The sequence below is a fragment of the Pseudomonas sp. 18173 genome, from assembly GCF_050432945.1.
Lineage (GTDB): Bacteria > Pseudomonadota > Gammaproteobacteria > Pseudomonadales > Pseudomonadaceae > Aquipseudomonas.
Genome location: NZ_JBKFTN010000025.1, coordinates 1 through 19,436, shown reverse-complemented (window position 1 = coordinate 19,436; position 19,436 = coordinate 1). Strand labels below are relative to the sequence as shown.

General features: G+C 62.9%; 16 protein-coding genes and 2 pseudogenes. 5 read left to right on the top strand and 13 right to left on the bottom strand.

Going from position 1 to position 19,436, the window contains the following annotated elements:
• Positions 1-299: 299 nt before the first annotated feature.
• From ACLD1X_RS23915 to ACLD1X_RS23870, 10 genes are all read right to left on the bottom strand, one after another.
• Positions 300-1,088 carry an SDR family oxidoreductase gene (locus tag ACLD1X_RS23915; protein WP_429371892.1) on the bottom strand — a complete coding sequence of 263 codons (789 nt, stop codon included), beginning with the start codon at positions 1,086-1,088 and terminating at the stop codon, positions 300-302.
• Positions 1,089-1,134: 46 nt separating this feature from the next.
• Positions 1,135-2,682, bottom strand: coding sequence for an amino acid ABC transporter permease/ATP-binding protein (locus ACLD1X_RS23910; RefSeq protein WP_429371890.1), 1,548 nt, complete (start codon positions 2,680-2,682; stop codon positions 1,135-1,137).
• A gap of 63 nt (positions 2,683-2,745) precedes the next feature.
• Entirely contained in the window at positions 2,746-3,540 is a 795-nt protein-coding gene (locus ACLD1X_RS23905) for an ABC transporter substrate-binding protein (protein ID WP_429371888.1), read from the bottom strand.
• Between the two features lie 46 nt (positions 3,541-3,586).
• Positions 3,587-4,657, bottom strand: coding sequence for an isopenicillin N synthase family dioxygenase (locus ACLD1X_RS23900; RefSeq protein WP_429371886.1), 1,071 nt, complete (start codon positions 4,655-4,657; stop codon positions 3,587-3,589).
• A 14-nt stretch (positions 4,658-4,671) separates the two neighbouring features.
• Positions 4,672-5,523, bottom strand: coding sequence for a sugar phosphate isomerase/epimerase family protein (locus ACLD1X_RS23895; RefSeq protein ID WP_429371884.1), 852 nt, complete (start codon positions 5,521-5,523; stop codon positions 4,672-4,674).
• Between the two features lie 409 nt (positions 5,524-5,932).
• A complete protein-coding gene (locus ACLD1X_RS23890; RefSeq protein WP_429371882.1) occupies positions 5,933-7,726 on the bottom strand; it encodes an alpha/beta fold hydrolase in 1,794 nt (597 codons plus the stop codon).
• Between the two features lie 179 nt (positions 7,727-7,905).
• Positions 7,906-9,078 carry a helix-turn-helix transcriptional regulator gene (locus ACLD1X_RS23885; protein ID WP_429371880.1) on the bottom strand — a complete coding sequence of 391 codons (1,173 nt, stop codon included), beginning with the start codon at positions 9,076-9,078 and terminating at the stop codon, positions 7,906-7,908.
• Positions 9,079-9,207: 129 nt separating this feature from the next.
• On the bottom strand, positions 9,208-11,100 hold the full coding sequence (cysN, locus tag ACLD1X_RS23880) for a sulfate adenylyltransferase subunit CysN (RefSeq protein ID WP_429371878.1): 1,893 nt from the start codon (positions 11,098-11,100) through the stop codon (positions 9,208-9,210).
• Positions 11,100-12,041 carry a sulfate adenylyltransferase subunit CysD gene (cysD, locus tag ACLD1X_RS23875; RefSeq protein WP_429372031.1) on the bottom strand — a complete coding sequence of 314 codons (942 nt, stop codon included), beginning with the start codon at positions 12,039-12,041 and terminating at the stop codon, positions 11,100-11,102. The genes cysN and cysD overlap by 1 nt, the downstream gene beginning before the upstream one ends.
• A 67-nt stretch (positions 12,042-12,108) precedes the next feature.
• Complete coding sequence (locus ACLD1X_RS23870; protein ID WP_429371876.1) at positions 12,109-12,579, bottom strand: SRPBCC domain-containing protein; 471 nt, start codon at positions 12,577-12,579, stop codon at positions 12,109-12,111.
• A gap of 209 nt (positions 12,580-12,788) precedes the next feature.
• Between ACLD1X_RS23870 and ACLD1X_RS23865 the strand changes: the two genes are divergently transcribed.
• The 5 genes and pseudogenes from ACLD1X_RS23865 to ACLD1X_RS23845 all read left to right on the top strand — a co-directional run.
• Complete coding sequence (locus tag ACLD1X_RS23865) at positions 12,789-13,904, top strand: DUF1214 domain-containing protein (protein ID WP_429371874.1); 1,116 nt, start codon at positions 12,789-12,791, stop codon at positions 13,902-13,904.
• Positions 13,901-15,070 (top strand): sulfotransferase family protein, encoded by a 1,170-nt coding sequence (locus ACLD1X_RS23860; protein ID WP_429371872.1) that lies wholly within the window; start codon positions 13,901-13,903, stop codon positions 15,068-15,070. The genes ACLD1X_RS23865 and ACLD1X_RS23860 overlap by 4 nt, the downstream gene beginning before the upstream one ends.
• A gap of 33 nt (positions 15,071-15,103) precedes the next feature.
• On the top strand, positions 15,104-15,892 hold the full coding sequence (locus ACLD1X_RS23855; RefSeq protein ID WP_429371870.1) for an SDR family oxidoreductase: 789 nt from the start codon (positions 15,104-15,106) through the stop codon (positions 15,890-15,892).
• 12 nt (positions 15,893-15,904) lie between these two features.
• Entirely contained in the window at positions 15,905-16,873 is a 969-nt protein-coding gene (locus tag ACLD1X_RS23850; protein WP_429371868.1) for a DHH family phosphoesterase, read from the top strand.
• 181 nt (positions 16,874-17,054) lie between these two features.
• Positions 17,055-17,555: pseudogene (locus tag ACLD1X_RS23845) on the top strand (helix-turn-helix domain-containing protein); the annotation flags it as partial.
• 160 nt (positions 17,556-17,715) lie between these two features.
• Here ACLD1X_RS23845 and ACLD1X_RS23840 read toward each other — a convergent pair.
• From ACLD1X_RS23840 to ACLD1X_RS23830, 3 genes and pseudogenes are all read right to left on the bottom strand, one after another.
• Positions 17,716-18,015 (bottom strand): hypothetical protein, encoded by a 300-nt coding sequence (locus ACLD1X_RS23840; RefSeq protein ID WP_429371866.1) that lies wholly within the window; start codon positions 18,013-18,015, stop codon positions 17,716-17,718.
• A gap of 97 nt (positions 18,016-18,112) precedes the next feature.
• Entirely contained in the window at positions 18,113-18,484 is a 372-nt protein-coding gene (locus tag ACLD1X_RS23835; protein ID WP_429371864.1) for a DUF6124 family protein, read from the bottom strand.
• A gap of 174 nt (positions 18,485-18,658) precedes the next feature.
• Positions 18,659-19,436, bottom strand: a pseudogene (locus ACLD1X_RS23830) (glucose-6-phosphate isomerase); the annotation flags it as partial.

The following is a 19,436-nucleotide window of genomic DNA, read 5'->3' as shown; positions in this document are numbered from 1 at the left end:
GATTAATGGCTCTGCGCCATAATCCCCTTGCTGGCGGGCTTTGAGCGCGGGTATCAGAAGTTGGGTGAAGGCCCCCGATAATGGGGATTACACCCCCCCCAATACAGGGTCAAGTTGTTCACTGTAGGAGCGAGCTTGCTCCGGGCGGCGTTCCGACGATGGACTCAAGAGCGCTGCGTTTAGTCAGTTAACCAGCGGTATCGTTAACGACCATCGCGAGCTGGCTCGCTCCTACAGTGGGTTACCCAATTCAGGGCGGGGTATTCCGGACAGAAGTGGCCGTTTACGGCCTGTCGTCATTATTGACTGGATCGAACGGCTCCTCCGTCGATCAACAGGTTCTGCCCGGTCAGGTAGCCTGCATGGCTGCTGCAAACGAAGGCACAGAGCGCGCCGAACTCCTCCGGTGTGCCGAAGCGCTTGGCAGGAATTTCGTGACGGCACTCGTCAAGGAATGCCTCACTGTCCAGCCCCGATTCTTCGGCGGCCGCGATCAGGTTGTCACGCAAGCGGTCAGTATCGAAGGAACCCGGTTGCAGGTTGTTGATCGTCACATTGCGACTGGCAATGTTGTCCTGCCGGGCAAGCCCTGCGATAAAACCCGTCAGGCCGCTGCGCGCGCCATTGGACAGACCCAGGCTTTCGATAGGGGACTTCACGGCACTCGAGGTGATATTGATGATCCGGCCAAATCCGCGTGCCGCCATCCCGTCTACCGTGGCCTTGATCAATTCGATAGGGGTCAGCATGTTGGCATCCAGCGCCTTGAGCCAGGCGTCGCGATTCCATTCACGGAAATCTCCGGGGGGAGGGCCACCGGCGTTGTTGATCAGGATATCGAAATGCTCATGGGCCCCGAGCGCTGCCGCCCGGCTCTCGGGCGTCGATATGTCTCCGGCCACGGCGATGACCGTCACTTGAGGATTTATCGCCCTGAGCTCACGGGCCGTTTCATTCAACGTGTGTTCGCCTCGGGCGGTAATCACCACGTTCACGCCTTCGCGCACGAGTGCCTGTGCGCAGGCCTTGCCCAGTCCTTTGCTGGCGGCGCATACCAGCGCCCAGCGTCCTGCAATGCCCAGATTCATCGGTATTCTCCTGAAAGTAGGTCGCTGAAAGAATGCGGTTGCCTATTCATGCATGGTCCACGGTAGCAGACAGGTTTGGCGATCGCGCATCGATGCCCATGAAGCGCCGTACTCGCTCACCCTTGGCATCGCAGCGTATGGTTTCAGGTGCGGCATCGAGTTGAATATTGCCGTTCTCCATGAAAATCACCCGGTCGGAGATCGACATGGCGAAGTCCATTTCGTGGGTCACGATCAGCATGGTCATGCCTTCCTTCGCCAGGTCGCGGATCACGTTGAGCACATCGTTGACCAGTTCCGGGTCGAGGGCCGAGGTGGGCTCGTCGAACAGCATGATCTGCGGCTCCATGGCCAGGGCCCGGGCGATTGCCACGCGCTGTTGCTGCCCGCCGGAGAGCTGGTGCGGGTACTTGTGGGCATGGGCCAGCAGGCCGACCTTGTCCAGCAGCGCATAGGCACGATGCTCGCTCAGCTCGCCCGGTTGGCCGTGGTAACGCGGTGCCAGGGTGACGTTGTCGAGAATGGTGCGGTGCGGGAACAGGTTGAAGTTCTGGAACACCATGCCGATGTGGCGCACGCCTTTGCGCAGGCGGGCGCTGTTGGGTTTGTCCGACGCTTCGATGAATTTTTCGCCGAACAACAGAATGTCGCCGGTATCGATGCTTTCCAGGCCGTTGACCGTGCGGATCAGCGAAGTCTTGCCGGAGCCTGATGGCCCGATGATCGAGACCACCTGGCCGTAGTCGACATTCAGGTCGATACCCAGCAGCACTTTGTGCGTGCCGTAGCTTTTCTGGATGTTCTGCAGTTGCAGGATGGGCGTTGCGCTGTTGCCGGCGGCCTTGCGCGCTACGTCGGGCAACGCTTCGGCGCTGGCCTTGAACCTGGCGATGGTGGCTTCGTCGAGGGTGTGCGGCTTGCGGAAGTTCAGGTCCAGGTAGCGCTCCAGGCGCTGCAGGAAGTAACCGAACACGGTGACGATCAACACGTAGTAGACGCCGACCGCCGCCAGGGTCTCCATGACCAGGAAGTTGGTGGCATAGAGGCGCTGGCCGACCGTGAGGATTTCGGTCAGGGAGATGACCGAGACCAGCGAAGTCAGCTTGACCACGGTGATGTATTCATTGATCAGCGTGGGCAGCGAAATACGGAACGCCTGGGGGATCACGATCAGGCGTTGCATGCCGAACAGGCCGACACCCAGCGCGCGCCCGGCTTCCTTCTGGCCCTTGGCCACGGAAATCAGGCCGCCACGATGGATTTCCGCCATGTACGCCGCCTCGGTGACCACCAGGGCCAGCAAGCCGGAGTAGAAGGGGTTGGACAGGATCGGTCCGCTGCCGGGAAACAGTTGCGGCAGGTTGTAGACGAACACCACCAGCACCAGCAGCGGGATGCTGCGGAAAAACCAGATGTAGACCGCTGCCGGAATGCGCAGCAAGGGCGATTGGGACAGCTTGGCCGTGGCCAGGACAAAACCCAGGAGCATGCCGATGAACCAGGCCAGGGCGCTGAGCTGGATCACTGTGACGCAGGCTTTCCAGAAGTCCGGCAGGGAGAACAGGGAGAGAAAGTACGACCAATCGAATTGCATAGGGCACCTCAATCTGCCGCCCCCGTGCAGGAACGGCAGATGACCAGACTACAGGACAGGTTCTTATTGGGCAGTCGGCTCTTCCAGGCCATATTTCTTAAGGATAGCGGCGTATTCACCGCTCTTTTTCGTTTCCTCGAAGGCCTTTTGCACCGCCTGGTAGGTTTCGTCGTTACCTTTCTTGACGAAGATACCCAGGGTTTGCTGATAGATCGGGTGCTCGGTGGTGATCACGACCCGGCCATTGGTTTTTTCCGCGATCATTTTTGCCGCGCCGGCGATTTCAACCTGGGCCTGGATGTTCTTGGACAGCAGTGCCTGGGTCACTTCCGGCGCCGAAGGGTACTCGCTGACGGTGATCGCGCCCTTGTTGTTCGGCACGCAGTACTCGTCGGACAGCTTGCGGAACTCCTTGACCCAGGTCGTGCCCTGTTCCAGGCCCAGCTTCAGGCCGCACAGGTCCTCGGGCTTTTTCGCATTGATCTCGCTGCCCTGGGGCACCATGACGGCGGCACCGGTGTTGGCATAGGCGATGGTCTGGGCCTGGGTCTGGCGCTCTGGCGTGATGTACATGCCGGAAATGACCGCGTCGTACTTGCCGGAGTTCAGGCCCAGGATCAGGCTCGGGAACTTGGTGTCGACGAACTCCACCTTGGCGTTCATGTGCTTGGCCAGTGCCGTTGCCAGTTCGGGGTCCGAACCCACCACGTTCTTGTCCTTGTCATAGGACTCGAAAGGCGGGTAGGTGATTTCCATGCCGACCTTGAACGTGTCTGACGCGGCCATGCTCATCGATGCACCGAGCATGCCGGCTGCCAATACAGCCAGGCTCAACAGGTTTTTCTTATTGTTTTTCATCTTTTACTGACTCCGGCGTAGGTAAGGGTGTAGCTGAAAACTTCAATCAGGACGGTTGCGCCTGATTTTTCAAATGTCCGAAACTGGCGGGCTTGCGTGCCTTGCCTGGCAGTTGAACTTCCCCATTGGTCACCCTCTGGCGCAGATACTGATAGGTCTGCAGCGCCTGGCCATACATGTGTTCGCCGATCGTGATTTCTTCGTAGTCGTTGCCGGCCTGGGCGAACCCGGGCAGCGGTTTGATCTGGGTGTGATAGTCACAGGCATAAAACAGCGGGAAGGAATAACGCTCCTCCTGCACGCTGCGCACCCGGTGCGCAGTGGCAACGAATGCGCCTGCGGTCATCACTTCCAGCATGTCGCCGATGTTGACCACGAAGGCATCGGCAATCGGTGGTGCGTCGATCCATTGACCAAGGTTGTTCATCACCTCTAGGCCGGGTTTGTCGGCCAGGAGGATGGTGAAGCACTCGTAATCAGTATGGGCGCCAAGCCCCGGTGCGTCATGGGTTGCACCGTCGTAGGGGTAATGGATCAGGCGCAGCTTGGACGGCGGACGGGTGACCAGGCTGTCGAAATAGTTTTCGTCCAGGCCCAGGGTCAGGGCGAAGCCGCCGAACAGGCGCCGGCCCAAGGCGAAGATCGCTTCATAGTAGGCCTGCACCGATGCCTTGAAACCTGCCAGCTGCGGCCAGTCGTTGGGCCCCAGCAACGGCGTATTGGCCAGCACCAGCGGGTCATCGGCCGGGACTTCGAAGCCGACGTCAAAGGCCTCCTTGTGGTCCGGCTTGCCTTTGGAATAGACCTCTTCGCCTTCAGGCACGAAGCCCTTGTGGGTTTGCGAGGTGCCGATGTAGTGCCGCATCTTGGTGTCCAGCGGCTGGTCGAAAAAGTCCTTGGCCGCCTTGCGCAGGTTGGCGATCAGTTGCGGGTCGATGCCGTGATCGGTGATGTAGAGGAACCCGACTTCACTGGCGGCGCGCCCCAGTTGTTCAGCCACGGCCAGGCGGTGTTCCAGTTCAAAGCTGAACAGACCGGCGATGTTGACCACCGGGATGCTGTTGAAGTTGGCTTTGTGTGTGTCAGTGCTGATGCTTTTATTTTTATTGTCAAGCATGACGCGTCGGCTCCCTAAGGATGGCTTGAGTGGTGGAATCGCTCGAAGTGTTCGCGCTCGGTCTGGCCCATCCACACGTTCAACGACCACAGGTCGGCGACCGGGACATTGGTGAAGGGCAAATGGTGCAGGTAGCCGTCGGCGCCGAATTCCGGGGTCAGGGTGCTGACCTGGTAACCGCGGGCTTGCTGCGAGCGCCAGATGCTTTCCCAGTGCTGCTGATGGAAAGCCAGCTCTTTGGCATATTCAGGCGCTGCCGGGTGCGGAACCTGCGGGCCCTGGTCGTACCCGACCCGCGCCTGGATATGGTGAACCCGCTCGATGAAGGCGCTCAGGTCATCGGCCGGGTCATTCAACAGGCGTTCGCAGGTCACCACCCAATGGCTGATGTCACTGGTGAACAACAGGTCGGGCAATTGCCGGATCAACTCCAGGGTCACCCAGGGGTTGAACAGCGAACGCGAGCGGTGGGTTTCGAAACTGCAGACCTGGCCGTGCTTGCGCGCCAGATCCAGTGCCCGGCCAAAAAAATCCACTTGCTGTGGCAAGGACCAGCGGTCGTTGCCCGCCAGCACGTTGACGAAGCGTGGACCGAGTTCGGCGGCCCAGGCGAGTTTGCGGTCCAGGTCATCGAGGTGGACGGCAGGCGTTGCCGACTGCTCGGGCAGTACGTCGTACGCGGTGAAGACGGTGCTGATATAACCCGCGCGGTTGGCCTGGAGAAACGCGGCAAACTCGGCCCGTTCACCGGCGTCCACCGGCAGGCGCGCTTCCATGCCGTCAAAGCCGGCCCGCAGCAACTCATCGAGCGCCTGAGCCTTGCTGGCGGTGTAGCCCCACAGTGTGCGGAAAATTTCCAGCTTCATCGGTGATCCTCAAAAATCCCAGGGCCTGGAGCAAAAGAACTTCGACGGCAGCAGACGGTTGGGCGATCAATGGTCAGCAGCGGCAGGGGACTTTGCTCCCGGATTTCTGCGCCAGCTGATCCCGTTGAGCGATACCGAGGCTGGTTCGCTGTGGAGCCGATGTTAGGCACAGGCCACGCGACGAAAGAATCTGAAAACTCAAATGAATACTTCAGGTTTTCATTAACAAATAGCTGGCTATTTATCGTGCCTGTCAGGCGGGGTTTTTCGGGCGAGTACGTGTCTACGCTGGCTATTAGCGCGGTGTGCCTGCATTACGGCATCATTTTGAAGAGTCCCAAGCGACAGCGGGCGCCAAGCGCTGAAACCCACGGGTGGCGTGGGTCAGCTCGAGGAAGGGATGGCAGCCTCAACGCTCCATGACATAGGTGCCAGGTGCGGGGCAAAGGGGCGGATACTTGCGCGAGCCGAGCCTCTTCGGCGCCGGCAGGCTGTCACCCGAGCGCTGCCCGATCCATTCGCGCCAATGCGGCCACCAACTGCCTTGCTGGCGCTCCCCGGCGTTCTGCAGCCAGGTTTGCGGAGCCTCGGCGGCAGCAGGCGCCGCGTAGTAGAACGACTTGGGATTGCCCGGCGGGTTCACCAGACTCTGCAGGTGACCGGCGTTGGACAGTACGTAGGTCGTGTCCTCGCCAAACAGCCGGGCGGTGCCGTAGCAGCCCTGCCAGGGGGTGATGTGGTCGGTGGTGCCGCCAACCACGTAGGCGCCGACCTTCACCTGGGTCATGTCGATCGACTCGCCGGCTATCTCCAGTGTGCCCGGGTTGCTGTAGGGGTTGTGCTGGATCAGGTCGAGGTAGTCCGCGTGCAGTTGGGCGGGCAGGCGCGTGGTGTCGTTGTTCCAGGCCAGGATGTCGAAGGCCGGCGGCTTGTTGCCCAGCAGGTAGTTGTTGACCCAGTAGTTCCAGATCAGGTCGTTGGGCCGCATCCAGGCGAACATGCGGGCCATGCCCTGGCCGCTCAGCACGCCCTTGCGCCGGGAGCTGGCCTTGGCCGCGCGCAGGGCGGACGGGGTAGTGAACAGCCCCAGGGTGGTGTCGTCCAGCGCCGAGGGCATGTCGAGCACGCACACCGCCCAGCTGGTGTTGGCCACCTTGTGGCCTTCGCCACGGGCCGCCAGCCAGCCCAGGTAGGCCGCCAGGGTGATGCCGCCCGAGCAGGAACCCCACATGTTCACATCCGGGCTGCCGGTGATCCTTCGGGCCACGTCCACAGCCTGGTCGAGGCACAGCGCGTACTCGGACAGGCCCCAGTCGCGGTGCTCGCGGGTGGGATTGCGCCAGCTGATGACGAACAGGTTCACGCCGCTGTCCTGGATCCACTTGATCAGGCTTTTCTCCGGCGACAGGTCGATGGCGTAGTACTTGTTGATTTGCGGCGGCGACATCACCAAGGGCCGCGCATAGACATTTTCGGTGGTGGGCGCGAACTGCAGCAGCTCGAACATCTCGTTGCGAAACACCACGGCGCCCTTGGCCGTGGCGACGTTTTCGCCCACCTTGAACGGCGTGCTGTCGACCTGTCTCGGCAGCCCCCGGTTGTTCAGCATATCCTCGCCGAACTGGCGCAAGCCCCTGGCCAGGCTCATGCCACCGGTGTCCACCAGCTTGCGCAGCGCCGCCGGATTGGTCAGCGGCGAGTTGCTCGGTGCCACTGCATCGGCCAGGAGCGCTGCTACGAACCGGGCCCGGCTCTTTTCCATCGGGGCAAGGTCGGTGGAGTCGATGAAGCGGGTCAGCTCACTTTGGCCGGCCAGGTAGCTTTGCAGCAGCGCGCGCAGGAAGGCGTTGGATTGCCAGGCCGGATCGGCGAAGCGCTTGTCCTTCGGGTCCGGCGCGACGCTGGAGTTGCCGCCGACGATGCCGCGCAGCTCCTTCAGGTAGCCACCCAGATGAGCGCCAGCCTTGAGCGGCGACTTGCCCACGGCCTTGAGCAGGTAGCCGGCCGAGCTGACCAGGTCCGCCGCACGCACACTGACCAGCGGATTGCCTGCCAGGGTCTGGTTGGCAGCCGTGCCGATCAGCTCTTGTTGCCGGGTGACCTCCGGGAGATCGACATCCTTGCGAGCGCGACGTTTTCGGGCGGTCGCCGGGGGGCGTTGGGTGGGGGTTGCGGTCTCGTTCGTTCGGGTCGATCTGGTCATGGCGGCTCTCGTGTTCCGGGCGCTGTATTATTTTGCTCCGACTCTAGAGCAGCAGCGGCTGTGGCCACCTCTCATCGCACGACAGCGAATTTTCATTTGATGACAAAGGCTATCGTGGGCCGACGAGATGAGCGGGTGGCCTGCGGGACAGTTCGCGGCCACCTGGAGGGGGCAGGCCGCTACCCCAACGAAGCCACGCTATTGAGCAAGGTCTTGACCAGTTGCGCCTGGCGCGTGGCGCCAGTCTTGGCGAACACCCCCCGCAAGTGGGCACGCACGGTGTTGCGCGAAACCCCGAGCGCCTCGGCCGTCTCATCGAGGGTCTGGCCATCCATGACCAGCATGGCCACTTCGGTTTCCGTGCGAGTCAATTGGAACAGGCTGCGCAGCAGGTCGCGCGAGGCTTGTGGCGAGTCGGCGGGATCGCGGATGAACACCATCACTGCCGGGCGTCGGACGCTGTTGTGGGTCTGGTAGTTCATGGCAATCGGGCGCAGCAGCAAGTTCAGTGGCATCTCGCCGCTGGGCCGTGACAGGGTCAGGACTTGCAGGTCGTCGAGGCCGCGCTGGCGCTGTTTCGACACCGCCTGGACGGCCTGCTGCAGTGTGCGGTTCTCATGATTGGCGAAGGCACAGAGCCTGTCGTGCTTGCACTCCAGACCGTCATGGCTGTCGAACAGGCGCTGGGCGGCACGGTTGCAGCGCATCATCCGGCCGTTCTCGTCGAGGATGGCCGTGCCCACCATCAGACGGTCGATGGTTGCCGCGTAGAGCTGGCGCTCGGCATCGAGTTGATCTGCCGCCGAGTGCAGGTCCACCGCTTGTTGCAGGTGCGGCAACAACAGGCGGATCAGGTTGATCTGTGCTGCAGTGAACGCTTCGCTGGCGTGGTCGCGGCAGGCGAACAGCGCGCAGTGCATGCCGGCAGCGGTGCGCATATTGGCCACCAGCACATCGCGCAGGTCCAGCGGCTGCAGGTAGTTGCGGTAGAAATCATGGGCCAGCCAGGCCTCTGTCCCCAGCACCTGATCGGCACTGGCCACCTGATCCGCGGGCCAATCAATGAACGGGCAGATCGAGTAGAAATGCTCGCTGTAGGAGGGCTCGCCGGGCAACAGGGGGCCATGCACCGAGGCATTGACGATCAGCCCCGGGCGCTCATGGTCGGGGTTGCGCAGCACCAGGGTGAAGAAGCTGGCGGCGAAGCGCTGGCGCAGGGCTTCGAGCAGGCTGGCCCAGGGCGTGGACTCCTGGGAGCCGTGATAGACCAGCCCGAGCAGGCTGCTGAGCTCGACGGCAGGGACATCGATACTGGCGTGCAAGTCCGGGCAGGTGGAAAAGGGCAGGGTCATGCGCGCCTCTTTGGCTGCGTGTTGTCAAAGGTGAGTATCGACCGGGGTCATGGCGCTAAAATCGTCCGTTTGGCCTAGGCACCGACGGGCACAGCGCAACCCAGGGGGGAACGCTGCGCCCGGTCGCCGTTACATCGCCAGCAGGGCTTCGACTATGCGCTCGGCGGCGGCCTCGGCGGATTCGTGCCGGGTGTCGATGTGGATGTCCGGTGCCACCGGTGGCTCGTAGGGCGAGTCGATGCCGGTGAAATTCTTCAGCTCACCGCGTCGGGCTTTGAGGTACAGGCCCTTGGGGTCGCGCTGCTCGGCCAGGGCCAGCGGCGCATCGATGAAGATTTCGAGGAAGTTGCCGTCGCCAGCCAGGCGGCGGGCCATCTCACGCTCGGCACGAAACGGCGAGATGAACGAGACCAGGGTGATCAGCCCGGCATCGAGCATCAGCCTGGCCACCTCCGAGACCCGGCGGATGTTCTCCACCCGGTCGGCTTCGGTAAAGCCAAGGTCGCGGTTCAGGCCGTGGCGCACGTTGTCGCCGTCGAGCAGATAGGTGTGTCGGCCCAGGGCATGCAGTTTGCGCTCGACCAGGTTGGCGACGGTCGATTTGCCCGCGCCGGACAGACCGGTAAACCACAGCACTCGCGGCGACTGGCCCTTTAGCGCGGCATGGGCGTCGCGGTTGACGTCGATGGCCTGCCAGTGCACGTTCTGCGCTCGGCGCAGGGCGAAGCGCAGCATGCCGGCACCGACCGTGCGATTGCTCAGGCGGTCGATGACGATAAAGCCCCCGGTGTCGCGGTTGTCGGCATAGGCATCGAAGGCGATCGGTCGGTCCAGGTGCAGGTTGCACACGCCAATGCCGTTCAGTTCCAGGGTCTTGGCCGCCAGGTGCTCGAGGCTGTTTACATCGACCCGGTGCTTGAGGTTCGCGCAACTCATGCCGACGGTGCGGCAACCGATCTTCATCAGGTACGGGCGGCCGGGCAACAGGGGCTCTTCGTCCATCCACACCAGGGTCGCTTCGAACTGGTCGGCCACCGCTGGCGGGGCGTCGGCCAGGGCAATCATATCGCCGCGGCTGATATCGATCTCGTCCTTGAGGGTCAGGGTCACGGCCTGGCCGCACAGGGCTTGCTGCTGTTGCCCGGCGCTGCCAAGGATGCCGGTGATCTCGCTCTGCTGGCCCGAGGGCAGCACACGGATACGCTCGCCGACGCGCACGCTGCCGGCTGCGACGTTGCCGCAGTAGCCACGAAAATCCAGGTTCGGCCGGTTCACCCACTGCACCGGCAGGCGGAACGCCGCCTGGCTCTGTCGGGCCTGCTCCAGCGGTACGTCTTCAAGGTAGGCAAGCAGGCTCGGGCCCTGGTACCAGGGCGTGTTCGGGCTGATTTCGAGCATGTTGTCGCCGCGCAGCGCCGACAGCGGGATGCACTGGATATCCTGCAGGCCGATCTGGGCGGCGAAGGCGCGATACTCGGCTTCGATGCGCTCGAACACGGCCTGGGAGTAGTCCACCAGATCGAGCTTGTTGATCGCCACCACCACCTTGCGGATGCCCAGCAACGACACCAGGTAACTGTGCCGGCGGGTCTGGGTCAGCAAGCCCTGGCGGGCGTCGATGAGGATCACCGCGAGGTCGGCGGTGGACGCGCCGGTGACCATGTTGCGGGTGTACTGTTCGTGGCCGGGGGTGTCGGCGACGATGAACTTGCGTTTGTCGGTGGCAAAAAACCGGTAGGCCACATCGATGGTGATGCCTTGTTCGCGCTCGGCGCTCAGGCCGTCGACCAGCAGGGCGAAGTCCAGTTCGTCGCCCTGTGTGCCGAGTTTTTTCGAGTCGATTTCGAGCTGCCCCAACTGGTCTTCGAACAGCACCTTGGACTCATACAGCAGGCGGCCGATCAGGGTACTCTTGCCGTCGTCGACACTGCCACAGGTGATGAAACGCAGCAGTTGCTTGTTCTGCTGTTGTTGCAGGTAGGGCGTCAGGTCGCCATTGCGTGCGTCGGTGATCGCGTTCATCAGAAATACCCCTCTTGTTTTTTCTTCTCCATGGAACCGGCCGAGTCGCTGTCGATCAGCCGGCCCTGGCGTTCCGAGGTGCGGCTGACCAGCATCTCGCCGATGATCGCCGGCAGGTTGTCGGCGTCGCTGTCGATGGCGCCGGTCAGCGGGTAGCAGCCCAGGGTGCGGAAGCGCACCTTGCGCAGTTCCGGGGTTTCTCCGGGGAGCAGCGGCAGGCGCTCGTCGTCGACCATGATCAGCGTGCCGTCACGGCGCACCACCGGGCGCTCCTTGGCGAAATACAGCGGTACGATGGGAATCTGTTCGAGGTAGATGTATTGCCAGATATCCAGCTCGGTCCAGTTCGACAGCGGGAACACCCGCAGGCTTTCGCCCTTGCGCTTGCGTGCGTTGTACAGGTGCCACAGTTCCGGGCGTTGCTGCTTGGGGTCCCAGCGATGCTGCCCGGAGCGCAGCGAAAACACCCGCTCCTTGGCCCGCGACTTCTCCTCGTCGCGGCGGGCGCCGCCGAACGCTGCGTCGAAACCGTAGTGGTCCAGTGCCTGTTTCAGGCCCTGGGTCTTCCACACATCGGTGTGCAGGGCCGAGCCGTGGGTGAAGGGGTCGATGGCCTTTTCCACGCCCTCGGGGTTGATGTGCACCAGCAGTTCCAGGCCCAGGCGTTTGGCGGTCTGGTCGCGAAAGGCGATCATTTCGCGAAACTTCCAGGTGGTGTCCACGTGCAGCAGGGGGAAGGGCGGCTTGCCCGGGGCGAAGGCTTTCATCGCCAGGTGCAGCATCACCGCGCTGTCCTTGCCGATGGAATAGAGCATCACCGGGTTTTCACACTCGGCCACCACTTCGCGGATGATCTGGATGCTTTCCGCTTCCAGCCATTGCAGATGAGTCAACATCGGATACCTCCTCGGGTTCTGCCGGGATTGGCGCCGGCTGAACACCACGGTAGGTAAAGCGCCACCGGTGCCTCTTCGTCTGCTCGGACGAAGAAGCGCCGGCAGCTGAAGGTCACGCGACGGACGCGTACAGCCTCTCGGCACGGATCTTCAGAGCGTGGGCAACGGCATCGAACCCCTGTTTGACCCAGGCGCCATGATCGGTCATGACCTGGTCGGCGGTGGCGCCGAGGAACTGGTCGGTGGTGTGGTAACGGCAACTGGCCGCGCCGGTGCGCTCGATATGCTGCTCGCGACGGGCAGCGTCGGGATTGCCGGCGTTGGCATACATCTCCCAGGCGAGTAGCCGGTGCGGCTCGAAGTCTGCCAGGTACTCGATCACGTGCAGCAGTTCACCTGGCCGCCCCGGATTGGGCAGGAACAGATTGACCGGCTCGCCGAGCACCAGGCTCGACTCGACCTTGACCGTGTAGGGATTCCACTGCGGGTAGGCGGGCAGGTCGATGAGGATCGCCCAGACCAGCTCGGCGGGGGCGACGATGTCCACGGTCAGCGAACGGACCAGGTTTTTTTCTGCGTTCATGGGTGGCTCCTGTGAGGATGACTGCGCGCCACAGGCGGTGGCGCCAGTGAGCCCTGGGCTCAGGCACGATCCTCACCGCTCGGCTGCGGCGGCTCCTCGTCCGTGCGGACTAGAACGGTTTTTTAGTCCGCACGGACGAAGAACCGTTGCCGGACTCCTCCCTAAGGTCGTGTACAGCGGCGGGCCCTCCGCCGGCAGAGGAGACGGACATGACTACAGACACACCCCGGCAGGAGGTCATCAGCGGTGAGAGCTGGACCCGGTTTTGCGAGCAGTTGCGCCGCAGCGGCGAGCAGATACTGCGTGCCGAGGCCCCGGCCGACGAGCAGACCCGCGCCGAAGGCTTTCGCTACCTCACCCGCTTGCTGCGCATCGCCCTGGAGATGCACCTGGAATTCGCCGATCCCGACTTCCCCGGATTCATCACCCCCTCCCACGAAACCGCGAAGATCGGCGCCGACAACCCCGACAACCTGTACCGCTATGCACGTCTCAACGGCGAGCACGAATACCGGGTCAGCGGTCAACGTGGCAGTGTCGCCTACCTGAGCTTCGGCTCGCAGAAGGGCGGTTACGAGACTGACGGCAAGATGATCCAGACCGGGTTTGTCGACGCCGGGCAACTGCAGCTGGATGCCGAGGGGAACTTCGAGATCATCCTCAGCCAGCGCCCGCCGGCCAGCGGCAACTGGCTGCCCCTCGAGCCGCAGAGCAATGCGCTGATCGTGCGCCAGACGTTCCTCGATCGCAGCAGCGAGCAACCGGCACAACTGCGCATCGAACGCCTTGGGGCCAGCCAGTCACCCGCGCCGCTGGACGCCGTACGCTTGCAGCAAAGCCTGCAACGGGTCGGCAGTTTCGTCGAGAACACCGCGCGCCTGTTCGCCGATTGGGCCCAGGGTTACCAGCAGCACGGCAACCAGCTGCCGCCCGCCGACCAGGCGCTGTGCCAGGCGGTGGGCGGCGACCCCAACATCTTCTACTACCACTCCTACTGGGCGCTGGCCGACGACGAAGCGCTGCTGATCGAGGTCGAACAGGTACCGGCGTGCGACTTCTGGAACCTGCAGATCAACAACTACTGGATGGAGTCTCTCGATTACCGCTACCACCGCATCTGCCTGAACAAGCATTCGGCGCAGCTTGCAGCGGACGGCAGCCTGCGCATGGTCCTCAGCCACCGTGACCCGGGCCTGGCCAACTGGCTGGAAACCGCCGGCCATCCCCACGGCACTCTGTGCCTGCGCTGGGTCGGCGCCAGACAACCGGTTCACCCGACCACCCGCGTGGTCAAACTCAATGACCTCAAGGAGCTGGCAGTATGAGCGGCAACGATTTTTCTGTGGATCTGCTGTTGGCCGAGGCCAGTGCTCGCGCAGGTGGCCTTGATGATTTCGGCCCGGGGGATTTCCGTCAGGGCTTGCAGGTACTGGCACAGGCCCTGGAGCAGGAAGCGCAGTTATCGTTCCAGGGACGTGCGCTGTTGCGCGAGAAGCTGCTGGCGCAACTGATCAACCGCCTGGTGATCGAGGACCACTGTCGACGCTTCCCGGAAATTCTCGAACTGGACATCAACGACCCGTTGGTGATCGTCGGCCTGCCACGCACCGGCACCACGCTACTGCAACGCACCCTGGCGGTGGACCCGCAGTTCAGCAAGGCGCAGTGGTGGGAAACCCGCTACCCGGCGCCGCTGAGCGGGGAGACCCTGGAGCAGCCGCTGCAGCGCCTCGGCCGGGCGCGCGCCGAAGTGGCGGCGATGATCGAGTTCCTTCCGCAGTTACTGGCCATCCACCCGCTGGACGCCGAGCAGCCCGACGAAGAGTTCATGTTGATGGAACACTCGTTCCTCTGCGCCATGGACTCCTACGTCAACGTCCCCAGCTACACCGCCTGGCTCGACCGTCAGGACCAGACCCAGGTCTACCGTTACCTCAAGCGCTGCCTGCAGTTTCTCCAATGGCAGCAGGTACGCCGTGGTATCGCCCCCGGCCGGCGCTGGTTGCTCAAGAGCCCGCAACACCTGCATACCCTGGAGCTGTTGTTCGACGTGTTCCCCGGGGCGCAGGTGGTGCTCACCCATCGTGAACCGGCAAGGACCATTCCCTCGTTGGCCAGCTTCATCCATACCCTGTGGCAGTTGTACAGCGACCAGGCGGATGCCGAAGCCGTCGGCGAGCAGTGGAACCGGCGCATGGCGCGGGCGTTGCGCCATGCCATGGCGGTGCGCGATGGCATGCCGGCCGGGCGTTTTCTCGATGTGCGGTTCGAAGACACCCTCACCGCGCCCCAGGCAGTGGTCGAGCGCATCTATCGCTTCGCCGGCCTTGAATGCACACCCGAGGTCCGGGCGGCCATGGATCAATGGCTGTGCGCCAACGGCCGGGAAAAACGCGCTGCCCATCACTACAGCCCTGACCAGTTCGGCCTCAGCGACGCGCTGCTGCAACGTGACTACGCCGAGTACCGCACCCGGCATCTGCAAGGCTGAGCCTGTCCCGATAACAATAAAAGGATTCATCCCATGCTGCTTAAAGACAAAGTCGTGATGGTTTCGGGCGTCGGCCCCGGGCTGGGTATCAAACTGGCCCTGGAGGCTGCGCGCCAGGGGGCGCGGGCCTTGGCCATCGGCGCCCGTGACATGGGCCGACTGCTTGAGGCGCAACAGCGCATCAAGGCCGTTGCCGAGCATTGCCAGGTGCTGTGCGTGGCCACCGACATCACCGATGTGCAGGCTTGCAATCGTTTCGCCCAAGCCACCCTCGAGCAATTCGGCCGTATTGATGCACTGATCAACAGCGCTTTTTCCCATGGCGGTTTCCAGGCGGTGGACGAGGCGGACAACGACCCGCTGCGCGAGGCGCTGGAGGTCAATCTGCTGGGTTCGCTGAACATGAGCCGTGCGGTACTGGCGCCCATGCGCGCTCAGGGTGCGGGGGCGATCGTCATGATCAACACCTTGGGGGTGCGCAAGCCGTATCAGGGCGGGGCGGCCTATGCCGCGTCGAAAAGCGCCCTGGCGGCCAGCGTGCGCTACCTGGCCAGCGAGCAGGCGGCCCACGGTTTGCGGGTCAACGGTCTGGCCTGTGGCTGGATGTGGGGCGAGCCAGTGCAGGCCCTGGTACGCCAGACGGCTGCCGCCCGTGGTGTCAGCGAAGAACAGGTGCGCGCCGAGTTCAGTGCCGGCATCCCTGGCGGGCGCATGCGCAGCGACGAGGAGTGTGCCCGCGCTGCGTTGTTTCTCGCATCGGACTACGCCAGTGCGATCAACGGCGCGCAGCTCGATGCCAACGGCGGCGAAGTCATGCACTGAGGAGGAGGGCAGATGAACATGATCGATCATTGTGCCTTCAACGGCGATGCCGACGGCCTGTGTGCCCTGCAGCAGTTGCGCCTGGCAGGCGAGCTGGATCCGCAGGTGCGCCTGGTCAGCGGGGTCAAGCGCGACATCGAGCTGTTGCGCCAGGTCCGGGCCGGGCCCGGCGAACGGGTCACGGTGCTGGACGTGGCCCACGAGCAGAACCGCGAGGCCACCCGGCGCCTGCTCGACGCGGGCGCCCGGGTACGCTACTTCGACCACCACTTTGCCGGCGAGCTGCCGCAACACCCGGCATTCGAGTCCTTCATCGACACGGCCGCCCAGGTGTGCACCAGCCTGCTGGTCAACGCCTGGCTGAATGGGCGTCATCACCGCTGGGCGGTGGCCGCCGCTTTTGGTGACGGTCTGGCCAGGCCGGCACGGACACTGGCGACGCAGCATGGCCTGGACAACGATCAAGTGAAGGCCCTGGAGGAGCTGGGCCTGCTGCTCAATTACAACGCCTATGGCGACAGCCTGTCGGACTTGCACTTCGAGCCGCTGGCGCTGGCCGCCGAACTGCTGCCTTACCACGACCCGCTGGACTTCATCCGCCACAGCACCAGCTTCACCACCCTGCGCGTCGGCCACGCCGCCGACATGGCCGCTGCCGCGGGCCTTGAACCCTGGCACGAGGGCCCGGGTGCGCGATTGTACCGCCTGCCCGCGCAACCCTGGGCGCGGCGGGTCAGCGGCGTGTTGGCCAACCAGCTGGCGGCCGGTGCGCCGCGCAAGGCGATCGGCTTGCTCAGCGCCAGGGCGGATGGTGACTGGACGTTCAGCCTGCGGGTACCGGAACAGACCGGGTTGGCGGCAGATGCCTTCTGCCGGCAGTTTCCCACGGGGGGCGGGCGCAAGCGTGCCGCCGGGATCAACCGTCTGGCCGACGAACAATTGAAGGAAGTCGCCGCACGCCTGCTTGATTGCTATCGCTGAGCAAAGCGCCCCGATTGGATCGATCGGGGCGTTGCATTTCAGGCCGAGGGCGGGTAGCGGGTTGGCGCATGGCCCTTGGGCGTCGAAATAGCGCCTTGTTCATCTCAGGGGTGAACTGAACGTTCACTTGTGAGCGACTGTCAGTTCGCGCCCAGTTTGAAGTTGAGACTGAGTTCCTCTTCTGGAAGTCATGGGCGACCGCACCGACGCGCGAATCCTCGGCCCGGCGATGCTGCGCGAACTCTACTACCGCATCCTCACCGGCGAACAAGGTGGCACCCTGCGCGCGGCCATCGCCCAGCAGGGCCAGTTTGGCAAGGTGACGCGCGCCATTCACAAAATCCACAGCTGTTACAACGAGCATCTGGATGTAGAAGCCCTGGCCCAGGAAGCGCAGATGAGCGTGCCCAACTTTCATCTGCACTTTCGCAAGGTGACCGATTCCTCGCCTATGCAGTACCTCAAGTCGACACGGTTGCACCAGGTGCGATTACTGATGCTGCGTAACGACCTGACAGCAGCCAAATCGGCATCTCTGGTGGGCTATGAAAGTGCTTCGCAATTTAGCCGCGACTTCAAGCGCCTCTTCGGCCGCACACCGTTAGCGGAGGTGGAGTGGATGAAACGGACCTATGCGTTGCCGGCACCGACAACCCCGTCGCCCTTCGTGTCATCACACTGATCTTCAATCAATCCTGTCTTGCCCGGCGCCAGTAGGCTTTGGTCGGCATACGCGCGACGGGAGCACCTTGCTGTTTCAGTCTGCGGAGAAAGGGCGGATTATTTTCCCTACTCGGAACGACTGCTAATGGCAGTGGATTCAACCGGTGATGCAGAGGGGCTCAGTTGGGACCGGGAAATGAGTCGACGTACTGGATGGTGAAATCAGGGAAGGAATCGACGATCTGGATTTTGTAATCCGGGAAGCTGTGGACGGTTTTCCACTTGCCCGGCGAGTCCGGAAAAGAGTCGACCTGCTGCACCTTCAGATCGGAAAAGGAGTGCACCACCTGCACCTTGTAGTCCGGGAAGCTGTCGACGAATTGGATATTGCCGTAAATCTTCGAGACATCGACGGTGGTATCGGCCAATGCGGCGCTGGAGCCGAGCACCAGCAACGAAAGGAAAACAGATTTCAACATGAGGCTCATCCTGAGAGTCGTGAGACAGGGAGTGTACGGAATGTTGAGCCCCGGTGGGAGCGAGCAAGCTCACTCCCATATTTTTCTTTCGGTGTATTCAGGTGGGAACGACGTTATCCACCGCGCGGTTCATGGCCAGTTCCGCAAGCATGATGATCTGCTGGATGGTCATCGCCTTATGGTGCTGCGGGCCGATCAGGTCGGTGGCGAAATCGCTGGCCAGGACGCTGGCGGATGCCCGGGATTCACAGGCATGGACCAACAGGCTTTCGGTGTCGTTGTTTGGGGCGATCATGTACATGGTGTTGGGGCGGCGGGGTTTTTCGGTGTAGAGCGCAGGCGGATCCAGGTAGTAGTCGAGAGCGCGCTTGATGGCTTCGCGGTCTCGGAGCAGGTCTTCGTCGCGAGATGTTTCGGGATCGGGAGTGGTGGTGTCGATGGGTGGATCTGGAACAATCTTTTCGCTCATTTGGGTCATCTCCTTTGGGTCCACCATCTATCTTGGAATGCCTGGCGAGCTTGACCGTGTTCTAGGGGAAGAACAGACAATCCGGAAAAAGTCTGCTTCTGGCCGATTGCAGCCTGTCGCGAAGGGCAGCAACCGGTCCATAACTGCTGGTTAGTTTCGGTTGATTTCGTCAGATCAGCCGCGGTGACGCCCACGGAAGTAGTTGATCAACCCTTGAGTGGACGGATCTTCAGCCGGGGTTTCCTCGCTGCCGACCAGGCGGTTGTAGACGCCTTTGCCCAGCTCTTTGCCCAGCTCCACGCCCCACTGATCAAAGGCGTTGATGCCCCAGATCACGCTTTGCACGAAGACCTTGTGCTCGTACATCGCCACCAGCGCGCCGAGGCGGCGCGGGCTGATGCGCTCGACCACCAGGGTATTGCTCGGACGGTTGCCCGGAATCACCTTGTGCGCGGCGAGTTTCTGCACGTCGGCATCGCTCATGCCTTTGTCGCGCAGTTCGGCTTCGGCTTCGGCCAGGGTCTTGCCGAGCATCAGCGCCTGGCTTTGCGACAGGCAGTTGGCGTACAGCCACTGGTGGTGGTCGGCTACCGGGTTGAAGCTGACGATCGGCACGATGAAATCGGCCGGGATCAGTTGGGTGCCCTGGTGCAGCAACTGGTGGTACGCATGCTGACCGTTGCAACCCACGCCGCCCCAGATCACAGGGCCGGTGTCGGTGGAGACCGGCTGGCCGTCCTGGCGCACGCGCTTGCCGTTGGACTCCATGTCCAGCTGCTGCAGGTGTTTGGTGATGTTTCGCAGGTAGTGGTCGTACGGCAGGATCGCGTGGCTCTGCGCACCCCAGAAGTTGCCGTACCAGACGCCGAGCAGCGCCAGCAGCACCGGCATGTTCTGTTCGAACGGCGCGCTCTGGAAGTGCTGGTCCATGGTGTAGGCACCGGACAGCAGT

What these genes read in the sequence shown, in the direction of transcription:
- ACLD1X_RS23915 (WP_429371892.1), bottom strand. Translation starts at nt 1,088, where the DNA reads ATGAATCTGGGCATTGCAGGACGCTGGGCGCTGGTATGCGCCGCCAGC.
- ACLD1X_RS23910 (WP_429371890.1), bottom strand. Translation starts at nt 2,682, where the DNA reads ATGCAATTCGATTGGTCGTACTTTCTCTCCCTGTTCTCCCTGCCGGAC.
- ACLD1X_RS23905 (WP_429371888.1), bottom strand. Translation starts at nt 3,540, where the DNA reads ATGAAAAACAATAAGAAAAACCTGTTGAGCCTGGCTGTATTGGCAGCC.
- ACLD1X_RS23900 (WP_429371886.1), bottom strand. Translation starts at nt 4,657, where the DNA reads ATGCTTGACAATAAAAATAAAAGCATCAGCACTGACACACACAAAGCC.
- ACLD1X_RS23895 (WP_429371884.1), bottom strand. Translation starts at nt 5,523, where the DNA reads ATGAAGCTGGAAATTTTCCGCACACTGTGGGGCTACACCGCCAGCAAG.
- ACLD1X_RS23890 (WP_429371882.1), bottom strand. Translation starts at nt 7,726, where the DNA reads ATGACCAGATCGACCCGAACGAACGAGACCGCAACCCCCACCCAACGC.
- ACLD1X_RS23885 (WP_429371880.1), bottom strand. Translation starts at nt 9,078, where the DNA reads ATGACCCTGCCCTTTTCCACCTGCCCGGACTTGCACGCCAGTATCGAT.
- cysN (WP_429371878.1), bottom strand. Translation starts at nt 11,100, where the DNA reads ATGAACGCGATCACCGACGCACGCAATGGCGACCTGACGCCCTACCTG.
- ACLD1X_RS23870 (WP_429371876.1), bottom strand. Translation starts at nt 12,579, where the DNA reads ATGAACGCAGAAAAAAACCTGGTCCGTTCGCTGACCGTGGACATCGTC.
- ACLD1X_RS23865 (WP_429371874.1), top strand. Translation starts at nt 12,789, where the DNA reads ATGACTACAGACACACCCCGGCAGGAGGTCATCAGCGGTGAGAGCTGG.
- ACLD1X_RS23860 (WP_429371872.1), top strand. Translation starts at nt 13,901, where the DNA reads ATGAGCGGCAACGATTTTTCTGTGGATCTGCTGTTGGCCGAGGCCAGT.
- ACLD1X_RS23855 (WP_429371870.1), top strand. Translation starts at nt 15,104, where the DNA reads ATGCTGCTTAAAGACAAAGTCGTGATGGTTTCGGGCGTCGGCCCCGGG.
- ACLD1X_RS23850 (WP_429371868.1), top strand. Translation starts at nt 15,905, where the DNA reads ATGAACATGATCGATCATTGTGCCTTCAACGGCGATGCCGACGGCCTG.
- ACLD1X_RS23840 (WP_429371866.1), bottom strand. Translation starts at nt 18,015, where the DNA reads ATGTTGAAATCTGTTTTCCTTTCGTTGCTGGTGCTCGGCTCCAGCGCC.
- ACLD1X_RS23835 (WP_429371864.1), bottom strand. Translation starts at nt 18,484, where the DNA reads ATGAGCGAAAAGATTGTTCCAGATCCACCCATCGACACCACCACTCCC.